11 protein-coding genes and 2 pseudogenes are annotated in these 14,947 nt (G+C 52.7%); 7 read left to right on the top strand and 6 right to left on the bottom strand.

The window, feature by feature from the left end; translation table 11 throughout:
• The first annotated feature begins 41 nt into the window (after nucleotides 1-41).
• Nucleotides 42-2,537 carry a nitrate- and nitrite sensing domain-containing protein gene (locus Q397_RS0114075; RefSeq protein ID WP_051610045.1) on the top strand — a complete coding sequence of 832 codons (2,496 nt, stop codon included), beginning with the start codon at nucleotides 42-44 and terminating at the stop codon, nucleotides 2,535-2,537.
• Here the strand turns inward: Q397_RS0114075 and Q397_RS22675 are convergent.
• Genes Q397_RS22675 through Q397_RS22665 form a run of 4 tightly spaced genes read right to left on the bottom strand, consistent with a single transcriptional unit; the run spans nucleotide 2,534 to nucleotide 5,165 of the window.
• Nucleotides 2,534-3,751 carry a CCA tRNA nucleotidyltransferase gene (locus Q397_RS22675; RefSeq protein ID WP_051610044.1) on the bottom strand — a complete coding sequence of 406 codons (1,218 nt, stop codon included), beginning with the start codon at nucleotides 3,749-3,751 and terminating at the stop codon, nucleotides 2,534-2,536. The two genes, Q397_RS0114075 and Q397_RS22675, sit on opposite strands and share 4 nt — an antisense overlap.
• Nucleotides 3,744-4,019 carry a hypothetical protein gene (locus Q397_RS0114065; RefSeq protein ID WP_028879959.1) on the bottom strand — a complete coding sequence of 92 codons (276 nt, stop codon included), beginning with the start codon at nucleotides 4,017-4,019 and terminating at the stop codon, nucleotides 3,744-3,746. Before Q397_RS0114065 ends, Q397_RS22675 begins: the two co-directional genes overlap by 8 nt.
• A gap of 7 nt (nucleotides 4,020-4,026) precedes the next feature.
• Nucleotides 4,027-4,668 carry a CoA pyrophosphatase gene (locus Q397_RS22670; RefSeq protein ID WP_028879958.1) on the bottom strand — a complete coding sequence of 214 codons (642 nt, stop codon included), beginning with the start codon at nucleotides 4,666-4,668 and terminating at the stop codon, nucleotides 4,027-4,029.
• Complete coding sequence (locus Q397_RS22665; RefSeq protein ID WP_084149068.1) at nucleotides 4,620-5,165, bottom strand: DUF1285 domain-containing protein; 546 nt, start codon at nucleotides 5,163-5,165, stop codon at nucleotides 4,620-4,622. The genes Q397_RS22670 and Q397_RS22665 overlap by 49 nt, the downstream gene beginning before the upstream one ends.
• 228 nt (nucleotides 5,166-5,393) lie before the next feature.
• Between Q397_RS22665 and Q397_RS22660 the strand changes: the two genes are divergently transcribed.
• Genes Q397_RS22660 through Q397_RS0114035 form a run of 4 tightly spaced genes read left to right on the top strand, consistent with a single transcriptional unit; the run spans nucleotide 5,394 to nucleotide 11,933 of the window.
• Entirely contained in the window at nucleotides 5,394-6,332 is a 939-nt protein-coding gene (locus Q397_RS22660) for an AAA family ATPase (RefSeq protein WP_084149075.1), read from the top strand.
• A 14-nt stretch (nucleotides 6,333-6,346) separates the two neighbouring features.
• Complete coding sequence (locus Q397_RS0114045) at nucleotides 6,347-7,225, top strand: DUF58 domain-containing protein (protein WP_028879957.1); 879 nt, start codon at nucleotides 6,347-6,349, stop codon at nucleotides 7,223-7,225.
• Complete coding sequence (locus tag Q397_RS0114040; protein ID WP_038014051.1) at nucleotides 7,225-9,894, top strand: DUF4159 domain-containing protein; 2,670 nt, start codon at nucleotides 7,225-7,227, stop codon at nucleotides 9,892-9,894. The genes Q397_RS0114045 and Q397_RS0114040 overlap by 1 nt, the downstream gene beginning before the upstream one ends.
• Nucleotides 9,891-11,933: a DUF7408 domain-containing protein gene (locus Q397_RS0114035; RefSeq protein WP_028879955.1), complete on the top strand. Its 2,043-nt coding sequence runs from the start codon at nucleotides 9,891-9,893 to the stop codon at nucleotides 11,931-11,933. Before Q397_RS0114040 ends, Q397_RS0114035 begins: the two co-directional genes overlap by 4 nt.
• Before the next feature lie 2 nt (nucleotides 11,934-11,935).
• On the opposite strand, the gene Q397_RS0114030 is transcribed toward Q397_RS0114035, so the two are convergent.
• On the bottom strand, nucleotides 11,936-12,844 hold the full coding sequence (locus Q397_RS0114030) for a LysR family transcriptional regulator (protein WP_028879954.1): 909 nt from the start codon (nucleotides 12,842-12,844) through the stop codon (nucleotides 11,936-11,938).
• A gap of 108 nt (nucleotides 12,845-12,952) precedes the next feature.
• Here Q397_RS0114030 and Q397_RS0114025 point away from each other — a divergent pair, with 108 nt between their 5' ends.
• Nucleotides 12,953-13,864, top strand: coding sequence for a glutathione S-transferase family protein (locus Q397_RS0114025; protein ID WP_028879953.1), 912 nt, complete (start codon nucleotides 12,953-12,955; stop codon nucleotides 13,862-13,864).
• Between the two features lie 92 nt (nucleotides 13,865-13,956).
• Nucleotides 13,957-14,076, top strand: a pseudogene (locus tag Q397_RS25420) (transposase); the annotation flags it as partial.
• Between the two features lie 61 nt (nucleotides 14,077-14,137).
• On the opposite strand, the pseudogene Q397_RS22655 reads toward Q397_RS25420, so the two are convergent.
• Nucleotides 14,138-14,947, bottom strand: a pseudogene (locus Q397_RS22655) (IS3 family transposase); the annotation flags it as partial.

Genomic DNA, 14,947 nt, shown 5'->3' with positions numbered 1-14,947 from the left:
TAAGTAGGTGTATTTAGACTTAAGTCTGAGCGGAGGCGTAAATGGATATCAAAGAAACATTGATCGAGTGGAACCATGCATTCGATCTGGGGCACGACGAACTGGATGGGGACCACCGCACGCTGGTCAATCACATCAACGAGTTGAACGCACAAGTCCGTCGCAACGCTTCTTCGACAGAAATGACGGCGAAACTGGATGCCATTCTGTCCCACTTACGTCAACACTTTGAAACCGAAGAAAGCATCCTTTCTCAGATACAATCAGAAAATACGGTTTCCAAACACCACGATGCGCACGAAGACAGCTTCCAATATCTCCAAGAAATTCGCAACCGCCTGGACCAGGAACCCGACACCATTTCCGGTGCAGAAATTCTGATCTTTCTGCATGAGTGGGTCATCAACCATATCTTTAATCATGACCACAAGATGCTGCCCGACCTTGAACGTGCAGGCCTTGTCAAAAGCGAACACTCCAATATCGGCTTTCTGGAACGTACACTGGATCGTTTTCGTATCAGTACCCGTATTGCCGCCCTTGCCATTATCCCCGTGATTGCCCTCTTTTTTGTTGCAGGCTCTCAGGTCCTTGAAAAATACAACACCGTAGATGAGATGGATAAGATTGAACAACTGTCAGAAATGGCAGGGGTGTTCAGTAACCTTGTTCATGAACTGCAAAAAGAACGTGGTTCTTCTGCTGGTTTTCTCGGGTCAAAAGGGGCAGCCTTTGGCGACAAAGTCGTCGCACAACGTAAGTTAACCGATCAAAAATACACCCCCGTTCCCGCTGCCCTGCAACTGGGCGAACAACTTGGCCTGCAAAAAGAAACCGCCGCCATCCGCAAGCGACTGGACCAATTGGCAGATGTGCGCAAACGCGTTGATGCACAGACCATTAGCGTTGCGGAAGAAGTGGCCTATTATTCTGACCTCAATGCAGATTTGCTCAATTCCATCGCGGTTATGTCCAAGATCTCTAACGAATTGTCCCTGTCCAACCGGATCTCCGCCTTTGTGAATTTCCTGCAAAGTAAAGAACGTGCCGGGATCGAACGGGCCAAGGGGTCCGTTGGGTATGGCAGCGGCAGCTTCCCGCCAGCACTTTTAAAAGACTATATCAGCCTGATCGCCATTCAAGATACCTACATGAATGTCGCGCGATCTTATGCCGATGAGGCAACGGTCGCCTTTATGGATAAAACCATCTCCGGCCCCGCTGTCGACGACGTCAACCGCATGAGAACCATCGCAATTACCAGCCCGACAACCAATGATCTGCAAGGGATCACAGGCCCGCAATGGTTTGATACCATCACACAAAAAATCAACCTGTTGAAAAAGGTTGAAGATCAGATGGGGCAAGACCTTGTCCAATCCGCAACCGCAACACGTAGCGCCGCAAAGACAGCCTTTACGACCATGCTGGCTGTGACCATCCTGATTGCGCTTTTCATCATCGGATTTGCCTGGATCCTTATTCACAGCATCGCCAACCCGCTGAAGAAAATCCGTGGTTCCATTGAGCTGCTGGAACAAGGCCATACAGAAACCATTATCGCCGGGCGCCATAAACAGGACGAATTGGGTGAAATGGCCCGTGCGATCCAGAACTTTAAAGAAGCCCTGATCCGTCAAAATATGGATCAAGCAAAGCAAGGTATCGAACGCAGCGTGCGTGAACGTACAAGCCTGCGCCGTCAGGACATTACTGACCACTTCCGCGAAACTGTCGCCGATGCCCTGAAAAACATGCGCTCGGCTGCCGACCATCTGGAAAGCAACGCCGAAGCCATGTCCGGTGCCACAGAAACATCGCGCACCCAATCCACCATGGTGGCCTCCGCTGCGGCCCAAGCGACTAGCAACGTAGAAACCGTTGCCAGCGCGGCGGAAGAACTCTCCAGTTCCATTCAGGAGATCACCCGCCAAGTCAACCATTCCAGCGTGATCGCACAAAACGCCACCCGTAGCGCGCAAGACGCCCAGCATACGATTGAAGGACTGGCCCGCGGGGCGGAAAAAATTGGCGAAGTCGTCTCCATGATCACCTCGATTGCGGAACAAACCAACCTGCTAGCGTTAAACGCCACCATCGAAGCCGCGCGCGCCGGTGAAGCCGGCAAAGGCTTCGCTGTCGTGGCAAGTGAAGTGAAAAACCTTGCCAACCAAACCGCCAAAGCAACCGAGGAAATCACCACCCAGATCACCTCTATTCAAGATGATACGGGCCGGGCGGTAGAAGCCATCGCCGGCGTTACCCGCACCATTGAAGAGATGAACGAAGTCACCGCCTCCGTAACGGAATCCGTTGATCAACAAGGTGCTGCCACACAAGAAATCAGCACCAACGTCAACGAAGCCGCAACCGGCACCCGCGATGTATCCAACAATATTGAAGGGGTGGCCCAAGCCAACGAAGAAACCGGTCGTCTGTCCGGTGAAGTCTTCAATTCAGCCAAGCAAGTATCTGACAGTGCCAACAAACTACGCACCGAAATTGATACCTTCCTTGAAGAAGTGGCGAAGGCTTAATCTAAAGAAGCGAGATACGTCAGGCAGGCCGCTTTGTCTGCCTGACAGCCTTGCCGACACCACCAGTCTTCAACCGCTTTTAACGCTTCTCCTAATTGCGGACCCGCCGCATATCCTCGTTCCATCAGATCCCGTCCGGCCAATGGGAAGCGGCGCGGCGATTTGTCCCACCCGTCAATCTCGCTCAACACGGTCTGTTCTTTCAACCCTATGCCGCTAAACTGCTTTTCCGCCCAATAGATGAATAATTGATCACGCGCTGCTTGGCCCCCATAGCGATGGAGATAGCAGCGCAAACCTTCAATCGTCACATGGGGCAACAAGGCTTCGTCGGGGGCACGTGCGTTCAGAAGACGTTGTTTCTGCGCATTCGATAAACGCCAACGTTTCACCAACGCCTCGACGCTTGCGCGTCCTTGCGGGATCAACACGGCAAGACGCAGCAGCGCATCCGGCGTTTCTTCAAACGCACACAACATTTCCAGCGCATGCGGGTCTTGCGCCTGCGGTATCAGTGGCTCTAGGATATGATGGCGTTGCATCAATCTGATCCATTTTGCCGGATGGGTCGCCCAAAGCAAACGCAACATTTCCGCCGCAATGCGTTCACCGGATAATTGCGTCACCCCACTTGCTTCCTGCGTACAGGCAAGCAATGTCTCAGGGTCCGGCGTTCCTTTGCCGTAATATGCATTGAAGCGAAAAAAACGCAGCAAGCGCAAATAATCTTCGCGGATCCGTTCACGGGCGGACCCAACAAACCGCACAACACCCTTTGCCAAATCATCGCGTCCGTTAAAGGGATCATACAACGTCCCGTCACGATCCAGACTCATGGCATTAAAAGTGAAATCACGCCGTCTGGCATCTTCCAGCCAATCATCAGTGAAAGCGACGGTTGCGCGTCGCCCGTCACTTGATACATCACTGCGCAAGGTCGTAATTTCAAAGGTTTTATCATTAAGCACCGCCGTCACGGTGCCATGTTCAATTCCTGTGGGGATGACTTTAATCCCCTGACTTTCCAGTAAATCACAGACTGTTTGCGGTTTTTCAGGGGTTGCGATATCGATGTCATGAACGCGACGTCCACACAGGCTATCGCGTACGCATCCCCCGACAAAACGCGGCTCCTGCCCATTTTGAGCCAAAGCCGCCATGACGGCGCGCACCGTTTGATCACAAAACCAACCTTGAGAAGAAAGCTCATTCATCTCTAACAATGTGACCAGGAACGATTTTGCCGTCTTTCAGTTCAGGCGGCTGATACACACCACCGACATCCTGACTTTCAATCTGGTTCATAATGATCAGACCAATCCCCACCAGTACAACGCCGGAAAACAACAAGGACAGCCACGGGCCCTTGGTGAAATCAACGGTACTTTCCTCGCCTTTGGTGCGTTTGTGATACAGCCCCCAAATAAGATATAGGGCCGCTGGAAATGCCAGCGGTAGAATATATTGCAGTAAAAAACGCATTAGTCCCTCATCGTGTTGTCAGGACACTATATAGGTTTCTCAACATACCGGCGGTCGCCCCCCAGATGTAATAATCCTCATACGGCATCGCCCAAAAATGACGTGTCACGCCCTGAAAACGGCGCGCACATTTTTTATGATTATTTTCGTCTAGCAAAAAGTCCAAAGGAACCTCAAACACCTCGGCCACTTCATGCGGGTCAGGTTGTACGGGAAAAGGCACATCCACCAATCCAACGATCGGTGTGACGCGAAACCCCGTGCGGGTGACATAGTCATTCAAGCGCCCGACAACGCGAATGTAATCAGACGTAATACCCACTTCTTCATGGGTTTCGCGCAAAGCTGCATGTGCCGCGGTTTCGTCATCTTCTTCACAATGACCGCCGGGGAAACTGATTTGACCGGGATGGTTGGATAAATGGTCCGTGCGTTTGGTGAACAGAACGTTCAACCCGTCAGAATGATTAACCAGAGGAACCAAAACAGCCGCCGCGCGATTATCCGGTTTAGGGCGAAAACCGTTCAGGTCATGATCGCCACGAATGTCGTTGGAGGACGGCACGTAGGCCGACAGAATGTCAACGACCTGATCAGCGCTTAATCCTCGTCCAGCTGACCCAGTGGAAAAAATTCGTTGTTGCTCCATACCCCGAAGTAGACCTCGTCATCTATTGTTTCTTCAACTGCGCGATTAACCAGCTCATAGAATACAGCGCGATTGATTTTTGCTTCAACGGGAAACATGCCTTCCCCGGGTCGAACCGTAACATAAGGTGCCGGTTCCCCCGTCTTTGGATCATGTTCCACCCGAAGGGGATTGTCCAGCCCAATAGAAACAACTTCATCGATATTTGTCCGAACGGAGAGTTTTTGGTCCTTGCCACATTCCTGCGTAAACAGTTCAACTGCGACAAAGGGGGCATCTTCCACTTCAATGCGGGCCTTTTCAACAGGGGTCTGTAACCAGAACTCCCCATATTCATCCCGTTTTAAGACTGTTGAGAACAAACAGACCAACTCTTTGCGACCAATGGGTCCACCTTCGTGAAACCATGTCCCATCTTTGGCAATGCGGATATCGATATCCCCGCACATAGGTTCAACACTTGACCGATGACTTTCCATCGTGGCAACGTTCATCATACTTTCCTCCCCCGGCTTTAGATTTGTGTACCAGTTTTTTCACTGAATTTAAAAGATAAATGTTTGGTTTGTGCGGTTTAGATCATATCTTTGTCATATGGTTTGGATATCATTCTCTAAATCGGGCTGTACCAATCAAATAGTGTTCCCACAGGATCAAAACAAGGGTGAAAATCAGTGAAGGATAATCCAAAAGCCGTACAGGCACTTGAACAACTCGCAGAGCGTATGGACCAGATCCACACGGAAGTCACTGGCATTATTTTTGGTCAGGATCGCGTGATCGAAGAAACACTGGTCACCATTCTGGCTGGTGGACACGTCCTGCTGATCGGCTTGCCCGGTCTGGGAAAAACCCGCTTGGTGGAAACCTTGGGCACCGTTCTGGGACTGGATGAAAAGCGCGTTCAGTTCACCCCCGACTTGATGCCGAGTGACATCATCGGTGCAGAAATACTGGACGAAGACCCGGGCGGTAAACGCCATTTCCGATTTGTACAAGGTCCGTTGTTCTGCCAGTTGTTGATGGCGGATGAAATCAACCGCGCCAGCCCGCGCACCCAGTCGGCCCTTTTGCAAGCCATGCAGGAAAAACGTGTCTCGGTTGCGGGGCACTACCATGAACTGCCACGCCCGTTCCACGTGCTTGCCACCCAGAACCCCCTGGAACAGGAAGGTACCTATCCGTTGCCTGAAGCCCAGCTCGACCGTTTCTTTATGGAGATCAATGTCGCCTATCCTGACCGGCAGGCCGAGCGTGATATCTTACTTTCCACCACCACAAACAACAGCAAAACACCCAAGCGCATTTGCAGCGCAGCAGAGCTCCTTGCCGCGCAGGAACTGGTGCGAACAGTACCTGTGAGCGAAAGCGTCCTTGAGGCCATCCTCACCCTTGTGCGCGAAGGCAGACCCGAAACCACGACCCTCGACAGTGTCAAACGCCATGTGGTCTGGGGGCCGGGACCACGCGCCAGTCAAGCCCTCATGTCCGGCATTCGCGCACGTGCCGTTATTCATAAACGCCTTAGCCCATCGATTGATGATGTGGTTGCCCTTGCCGCCCCGATCCTGCGGCACCGCATGGCGCTCAATTTTGCCGCCCGTGCCGAAGGGATCTCCCTCAGCCAGATCATTGCCGACCTCATCCAAAAAATTAAACCCTGAACGAATTGAGCCACATGCCCACCACCAAAACCATACACAGTGCCGAAACCGCCGCCGCGACCCTGCCGCCCCTTCTTGTGGAAGCAGAACGGGTCGCTGCCAGCGTGGCTCAAGGGGTACATGGGCGCAATAAAACGGGACAAGGCGATACCTTCTGGCAATTCCGGCCCTATCAACACGGGGAATCCACCCGTCGGATCGACTGGCGACAATCCGCAAAAACCCAACATCATTTTGTGCGCGAACATGAATGGGAGATCGCCCAGACAGTCTGGCTATGGCGCGACCCGTCTGCCTCCATGCACTACAGTAGCGCCCGCAAACTCGCGACCAAAATCCATCGCAGTGAAGTGCTCACGCTCGCGCTCGCCTCCCTTCTCATTCGTGCAGGTGAACAAATCGCCCTGTTAGGGGAAGCCATGCCCCCCAGCAGTAGCCGCGCCACGTTGCACCGCATGGCCCGCCTGTTTGACGCCAACCCGTCAGACGATAGCCTGATCAGCCTGCCGTCCCACGAACATCTGCCGCGTCATGCCGAACTGGTGCTGATCGGTGATTTCCTCTCCCCGTTAAGCGATATGGAAGAAGCCCTGAAACGCTATAGCCGCCGACATGTGCGCGGGCATCTGGTGCAGGTTCTTGACCCGGCAGAAGAAAGCCTGCCCTTTGAAGGACGCGTGCGTTTTGATGGTCTGGAAAAAGAAGGTAGCGTTTATTTTGGCAATGTCGGTGCCGTCCGCGAGGCCTATCGGGATCGTTTGTCCAGCCGCCGCCTTGCTTTAAGCGCCCTTGCCCATAGTCTGGGCTGGAGCTTTCATTGCCATACCACCGACCAAAGCGCCACCAGCGCCCTGCTTGCCTTGTATCAAGCGATTACGCAGGGGAAAAGTTGATGTTTGGCGGGTTAGGTACAATCGGCTTTGCCGCCCCTTGGGCCTTATGGTCCTTGCTGTTCTTGCCCATACTGTGGCAATTCCTGCGCGTCATGCCGCCTAAACCCAGTATTGTGCGCTTTCCTGCCGTACGGTTGTTGCAGGAACTTTCATCCGATCAACAGCTTGCCACCAAAACACCGTGGTGGATTTTACTGTTACGTAGCCTGATTATCGTCTTTTTGATCCTCGCCATGGCGCGCCCTGTCACCGATTATGTACCCGCACAGATCGAAAAAGACAGCCCCTTGGTTCTGATCGTGGACAATGACTGGAGCGTCATGGACCGTTGGGACACCCGAAAAAAAGAACTGTCTACCCTTCTCACCCAAGCCAAAATCGACAACCGCGACGTCCTGCTGCTCAGTGGTACGCAATCCACCCCTGCGCATTTTCGCCCGGCAACAGAGGCGGCGAAAAGTCTGGACCTTCTACGTGCCAACCCTTGGCCCAACGACCATGCGACCTTGCTTAACACCTTAAAAGACACCTTGGGCCAACTTGACGATACTGCCGAGATTATCTGGATCAGCAATGGCCTGAGTGTTCCTGATGAGGATTTTGCCATCCAGCTTCATGGCCTTGGCGACCTGAAGGTGATCACAGAATCTCCTTTGCCTGACCTGTTAGCCCTAAGCGCGGTTAAACGGACCCAAACCGGCTTTGACGTCACCCTTAGCCGCCTCAAAGACAAAGGGGCTATTGAGACAAGCTTGCACATTCTAGATGAAAACGGTCTGGCGCTTTATCAACAGCGCATCACTCTCGATGCAGGAGTAACCGACAAGACCATATCCGTGTCAGTTCCCAATGAATTACGGGCGCGCGCAACCCTACTGCGTCTGGATCGCACCCTCAATCCAGCGGCCCATTATCTGCTGGACGAAAAATGGCGCGACCGCCCTGTCGGCATCCTTCAAGCCCGCACGACCGACAAAAACCTGCTGCATCCCGCCTATTACCTGCGCAAAGGATTGGCCCCCCACGCCCCGATCATTGAGGGGGATCTAGCGACTTTACTATCCCGCAAATTGTCCTTGATGATCCACACAGGCGATGTGGTCCTTGCAGCAAACGCGTCCGGGCAACTTGCCAACTGGATTACCCAAGGCGGTATCTTTATCCGCTTTGCCAATACCACCCTGACCGATACGCCGCGTCCAGCCCTGTTTGACCTTCTGCCGGTACAGCTTATGCTTGGAGAACGCGCCCTTGGCGGAACACTCAGCTGGAAGGCTCCCAGTAAGCTCGCCCCCTTCCCCGAACAAAGTCCCTTTTTCGGGCTAGACCTTCCCAAAGACCTCAGCATCAAAAAGCAGGTGCTGGCCCGTCCTGATGCCAACCTCGCTGAAAAATCATGGGCACAGTTGGAAGATGGCACCCCTTTGGTCAGTGCCCGTAAAATCGGCAACGGCTGGTCCGTCCTGTTTCATGTCACGCCTGTGCCTGACTGGTCAAACCTGCCTCTCTCCGGTACGTTTGAACTGATGCTGACCCGCCTTTTAGCCCTAAGTGAAGGCAATAGTTTTGACCAACGCGTGCGCGACCTGCCGCCCTATCGATTGTTTGATCACAACGCCCAGCTTGTCAGCCCTTATGGTGCAGCACGTCCCTTACCAGCAGAAACACTCACCCCGCCCGATGTCAGCGCCGAGCACCCACCGGGCCTTTATGGTACGGAACAGAACCTCTACGCCTTTAACCTAGGACCGCGCCTTACGAACCTTGCCCCGCTTCGTGAGCTCCCGCATGGGGTAGTGGTGCAATCTTTCAGCCAGAACCAACAGACCTCGCTCGCCCCTTGGGCTTTGCTTGGTGCCTTTATACTGGCCCTTTGTGACTGGGCGCTATCCATCGCCCGATTTAGGATGGTCAAGACCGCAGCCGCTGCCATCGCGTTCCTGCTCCTGAGTTGCGTCCACGCACAGGCTGAACCTGACTGGGACAAAATGATGGCCGCCGCAAACCAGATGCGTCTGGCCTATCTGGAGACCGGCGATGCAAAAATGGACGACACCACACGGCGCGGTCTGGATGGGCTGGCGTCCGTCCTAAGGCGTCGAACCGCCGTGGAACTTGGCCCGACCATGCCTTACGATCCGGAAAAAGACGACCCCTCTCTATTCCCGCTGATTTACTGGGCAACCCAGCCCACACAGCCTGCCCTAAGCACGGAAGCCAGCGCGCGCTTAAACACGTTTTTAAGTAAAGGCGGCTTTCTGTTGATTGATACCATGGGCAGCAAACCTACCCCCAATCTGACCAGATTGACCCAAGGGCTGAACATCCCCAGCCTGCAACAAGTCCCCGCCGACCACGTGCTCACCCGATCCTTTTACTTACTGCAGGACTATCCCGGCAGATATGATCATAAAGACGTCTGGGTGGAGACCAATGCCGATCAAAGCCGCGACCGTGTCTCCTCTGTTTTAATCGGGAATAATGCTTGGGTACAGGCATGGGCGCGCGATGATCAGATGCGCCCGATTTACCCCGTTGTCCCGGGGGATGAAATTCAGCGCGAACAAGCATATCGATTTGGCATTAATCTGGTGATGTATATCCTAAGCGGTAATTACAAAGGCGATCAGGTACATCTGCCCGCCATTTTGCAAAGGTTGGGCCTATGAACACCTTGACCTTTGATCCGGTTCTCCCGCTGCCCATTCTGCTTTTATTAGGCGTGATACTGCTTGCGATCGGGATATGGTCTTACTTGCGTTTTCCCCGCGGGATGTGGTTTCGCGCGGCGGCCTGCCTGCTGGTCTGGATCAGCCTGTTTAATCCACAAATCATCCAAAAGGAAACACAAGACCTCAACGATATTGCCCTTGTGTTGGTTGATCGATCCTCCAGCCAAACCTTGCAGGACCGCACCGATCAAACTGATCAAACCCTTGCTGCCCTAAAAGCCAAACTTGCAGATACCCCCAATCTGGAAGTGCGCTATCTTGACATCACCCCCGATGGAAAAGAAGACAAGCGCGGCACCCGTGCCCTTGGGACATTGCAACAAGCCATCTCCGGCATCGACCCGGACCGTTACGCTGGGGCTATCCTGATTACGGACGGTCAAATCCATGACCTTGACCAGAAAATTGACACCAACGGCCCCTTACATGTGCTGTTGACGGGCCATAAAGACGATCAGGATCGACGCTTAAAGATCGTGGATGCGCCACACTACGGACTGGTCAATCATCCGTTAACCATTCGCGCACACGTGCTGGATAATGGCAAAATTAACCCCGCGGCCCCCTTACGGCTGATCCTACCCGATGGCAGCAAAACGCCTTTTCGCGCCGTTGAAAACGGAGCGTTTGAAGCCCAATACACCCCAAAACATGCCGGCGACACTGTTCTGGTCATTGAGACCGATCCTCTGCCCGGTGAAATTAGCTTGTCCAATAACGTCTATGCCCTCAACGTCAACGGGGTCCATGATCGCCTTCGGGTCTTGCTGGTCTCCGGCCAACCCCATCAGGGACAACGCACATGGCGCAATATTTTACGTTCAGACCCCGCCGTCGATCTGGTGCACTTCACCATCCTGCGCCCGTCCGAAAAGGAAGATTTCACCCCGTTAAACGAACTGTCCCTCATCGCCTTTCCTGTGCGCGAATTGTTTGAAGAAAAACTGGATGATTTCGACCTCATCATCTTTGATCGCTATTACAAACACAATGTCCTCAGCGAAAGCTACTTTGACAATATCAAAGAATACGTCAAAAACGGCGGAGCCTTGCTTGTGTCCGCCGGACCGGATTTTGCCGGACCGCGCAGCCTTGCCCATACCCGTTTAGGCGACCTACTGCCCGCCCGCCCCAGCGGACAGGTCCTTGAAGATACCCCCTATCGTGTCACCCGCAGCCAAACCGGGGCACGCCACCCCATTAGCGCCAATTTATCGGGGGACGAAAATAAATGGGGACGCTGGGTGCGTGTCATCGACACAACCGACATCACCGGAAAAACCATCCTGCAAAGTGATAAAGGCAACCCGCTACTGGTCGTTAATCGCATTGATGACGGGCGCATCGCCATGCTGCTGAGTGACCAGATGTGGATGTGGGCGCGTGGGTTTGATGGCGGTGGTCCCCATGCGGACCTTGTGCGCCACGTGGTCCATTGGCTCATGAAAGAACCGGATCTGGAAGAAGAACGGCTCATCCTGCAAAAAGGCGATCAAGCAAGCCTTGATATCATTCGCCAAAGCCTATCCCCGAACCGCCCCACCGTCACAGTAACCAGACCCGATGGATCAAGCCAAGACATCACGCTGCGGCCCATCGCCAAAGGACGCAGCCAAGCCACCATCGAAGCGGCGACACCCGGTATTTATCGCGCCCAAACCGGGGAGTATAGCGCCGTCACCACAGTCGGCAGCCCCAACCCCAAAGAATTTATCGACCCCCGCGCCAGCGCCCTGCCCTTGCAAGAGATCGTCGCCCAAACCGGTGGAGACATTCGCTGGATTGATGACGGTCTGCCCCGCGTTCGCCGCACAGGGGCTGAGGCCAGCAGCTTTGGCTCCGGCTGGATAGGTCTCAAGCAAAACAACGCAAAAGCTGTCATTGGCAGCCAACATACCGCCTTGTTGCCGGTTTGGCTGATCTTCCTGCTCGCGCTTGGTCTATGGCTGGCGGGCTGGTGGCGGGAAAGCCGTTAAGATTATAGCTTGGTGTCCCACGACGGGCATTGACTAAACCAGTCTTTCAAAAAATCCACAAACAGCCGCACCTTTGCCGACAAATGACGGTTGTGGGGATAAACGGCGTACATATTGACGGGTTCGGGTTCAAACTCCCCCAACAGGACCTCGACCCTTCCTTCGCGCACATCCGGCCCGATGATAAAGGAGGGAGAATAGGCGATACCCGCCCCGGCAATCGTCATATCCCGTGCCAAATCTCCGTTATTGACCTTGATTCCCCCATCAATCTTAACCGACATGGGCTTGCCATCTTCAACAAAAGGCCAATGGCCTGCCCCCCGTGACAAAGTATAGCTCATACATTTATGGTCTTCCAGATCGTGAGGGTGTTGTGGTCGTCCATGCTTTTCCAGATAGGACGGGGCCGCGACCACCAATAAACGGGACACCCCAATTTTTTTCGCGATTAACGAGGAGTCGGGCAGGCGTCCAATGCGGATCGCCATATCGAACCCTTCTTCCACAATATCGACAAAGCGATCATTCAAGGACACTTCCACGCTTAAATCTTCATATTGGGACATAAAGGTCGCCAGTGGCTTCCCCAGATGTTTGATCCCAAAACTGACAGGTGCACTGATCTTAAGATGCCCGCGCGGTTCATCCTGCAAGCGGGTGATCGCAAGTTCGGCTTCTTCAGCTTCACTCATGATACGTTCGCAACGTTCGTAAAACACCTGCCCGACTTCAGTCAGGCTCAATTTTCGGGTGGTGCGATTGAGCAGACGAACCCCCAAGCGGTCTTCCAAAAAAGTGATCTTTTTACTCACGGAAGATTTCGACATCCCCAACGTATCTGCGGCTTTCGAAAAACTGCCCGATTGCACCACTTGTGCAAAAATCATCATGCCCGTTAAATTATTCATTGTTCGCCCTAAGAAACAATTATTTTCATCCCCACCATATTATCATTATACAAAAAACAGTACATCCTTAATCATCACAACTCTGTAAATCAAAGAAGGGAGAGACAAATGGGATTGCTCGTCGACGGGACATGGCAGGATCAATGGTACGACACAAAAAGCACGGGCGGTAAATTCAAACGTCAGGAAAGTCAGTTCCGTAACTGGGTGAAAGCCGATGGCAGCACCGACTTCGCACCAGAAAGCGGGCGCTATCGCCTCTATGTCTCCCTCGCCTGCCCTTGGGCGCATCGCACCTTGATTTTCCGATCCCTAAAAGGGCTGGAAAACGATATCGATGTGGTTGTTGTCGATCCCATTATGCTGGATAAAGGCTGGATTTTACCGGACGGACAACCACTTCACACCCTTTACACAAGCGTTGATCCCGACATCACCACCCGCGTGACGGTGCCGATCCTGTGGGATAAAAAGACTAATACGATCGTCAGTAATGAAAGTGCGGAAATCATCCGTATGCTGAATGCTGAATTTGGCGCGGGCGGCACGGATTATTACCCGGTGGCTTTGCGCGATCAAATCGACGAAATTAATAGCTTCGTCTACGACAAGATCAACAACGGTGTGTACAAAACCGGCTTCGCCACCACGCAAGAAGCTTATGAAGAAGCTTTTGAAAACCTGTTTGACGCCCTTGATCATGTGGAAAAGATTTTAGGTCAAAACCGCTATCTTGTCGGCGAACAAATTACCGAGGCCGACTGGCGTCTCTTCACCACCCTTGTGCGCTTTGATGCGGTCTATGTCGGACATTTTAAATGTAACAAAAAACGCATCGTTGATTACCCGAACCTGTGGGGATTCTTGCGCGAGCTGTATCAAATTGAAGGCGTCGCCGACACCGTGAATATGGATCATATCAAAACCCATTATTACGCCAGCCATAAAACCATCAACCCGACAGGTGTCATCCCTCTGGGGCCGGAGCTTGATTTCATGAGTGCGCACGGTCGAGGGTAATGCCCCCATATTTTAGTAGTCCTCAAAAGTTGGTCCCGTCCCTATAAAGTGGAGAGCACCTTCTGTTAAACTGAGATTTACAGGAGGAATAAATGAGTCTCAAAAAATCTGATGAATTTAAACGTGAAGCTGTCTAGCTTGCTTTAACAAGCGGATTGTCCCGCAAACAGGTTGCTGCTGATCTGGGTATCAGCATGTCCACTTTAAATAGAAGTGGCTCCCATATGTTGGACAGTCTGGCAGCGAATATAAGGTGGGGCGCCTGAGCTGATTTTATGCTGCCATACCGTTCATCGGGGTTAAGCCCGATGAACGGTAGTAAACCCAATTAGGCGGGACGCCGTCAAGGGCAGAATGAGGGCGATATTGGTTATATTTTGCACCCAGTGATCTATTTTCAGACGAGCATCCTTGCCACCTTCAAATCCGTAAAGATAGACCCATTCATATTACAAGCTCCTCCACAGCCGTTCAATAAAGACGTTATCCATCCAACGGCCTTTGCCATCCATAGATATTTTGATGTTGTGATCCTTGAGTTTTCAATCCAGTCAAAGCCCTTAAACTGGCTGCCTTGGTCGGTATTGAAAATTTCTGGCTTGGGATATTTGCTCAAGGCCTTTTCCAATGCCTCTACACAAAAGCTTGCCTCCATAGAATTTGACAATCGCCATGCCAAGACCTTCCGGCTATACCAATCCATAATCGCCACCAGATAGAGAAAGCCCCGCTTAACTGGAATATAGGTGATATCGGCACACCAGACCTGGTTTGGGCGATCTATGACTAGATTTCTCAAAATATAGGGATAAATCTTGTGTTCTGGGTGTGGCTTTGACGTATTGGGCTTTTGATATAGAGCCTCCAGCCCCAACAGTTTCATCAAGCGGCGAACCCGCTTGCGACCCACGTTATAGCCCTGCATTCGCAGCCAACGCATCATCTGGCGAGCCCCATAGCATGGGTCTTCCAAAAACTTCTCGTCAATTATCCGCATGAGCCTGAGATTATAAGAATTCTCCCCCTTGCAGCACTTGTCGCGGGAACTGCGGACAGCGTAATAGGTCGAACGCGGGATTTTCA

It is taken from the genome of Terasakiella pusilla DSM 6293 (genome assembly GCF_000688235.1).
GTDB classification, from domain to species: Bacteria; Pseudomonadota; Alphaproteobacteria; order Rhodospirillales; family Terasakiellaceae; genus Terasakiella; species Terasakiella pusilla.
This window is presented reverse-complemented; position numbering and strand designations above follow the sequence as displayed.

Bases quoted from the DNA above. Each gene is read 5' to 3' on its own strand.
- Q397_RS22660 (WP_084149075.1), top strand. From the start codon at position 5,394: ATGGACCAGATCCACACGGAAGTCACTGGCATTATTTTTGGTCAGGAT.
- Q397_RS22675 (WP_051610044.1), bottom strand. From the start codon at position 3,751: ATGAATGAGCTTTCTTCTCAAGGTTGGTTTTGTGATCAAACGGTGCGC.
- Q397_RS0114040 (WP_038014051.1), top strand. From the start codon at position 7,225: ATGTTTGGCGGGTTAGGTACAATCGGCTTTGCCGCCCCTTGGGCCTTA.
- Q397_RS22670 (WP_028879958.1), bottom strand. From the start codon at position 4,668: ATGGAGCAACAACGAATTTTTTCCACTGGGTCAGCTGGACGAGGATTA.
- Q397_RS0114045 (WP_028879957.1), top strand. From the start codon at position 6,347: ATGCCCACCACCAAAACCATACACAGTGCCGAAACCGCCGCCGCGACC.
- Q397_RS0114025 (WP_028879953.1), top strand. From the start codon at position 12,953: ATGGGATTGCTCGTCGACGGGACATGGCAGGATCAATGGTACGACACA.
- Q397_RS0114030 (WP_028879954.1), bottom strand. From the start codon at position 12,844: ATGAATAATTTAACGGGCATGATGATTTTTGCACAAGTGGTGCAATCG.
- Q397_RS0114065 (WP_028879959.1), bottom strand. From the start codon at position 4,019: ATGCGTTTTTTACTGCAATATATTCTACCGCTGGCATTTCCAGCGGCC.
- Q397_RS0114075 (WP_051610045.1), top strand. From the start codon at position 42: ATGGATATCAAAGAAACATTGATCGAGTGGAACCATGCATTCGATCTG.
- Q397_RS22665 (WP_084149068.1), bottom strand. From the start codon at position 5,165: ATGATGAACGTTGCCACGATGGAAAGTCATCGGTCAAGTGTTGAACCT.
- Q397_RS0114035 (WP_028879955.1), top strand. From the start codon at position 9,891: ATGAACACCTTGACCTTTGATCCGGTTCTCCCGCTGCCCATTCTGCTT.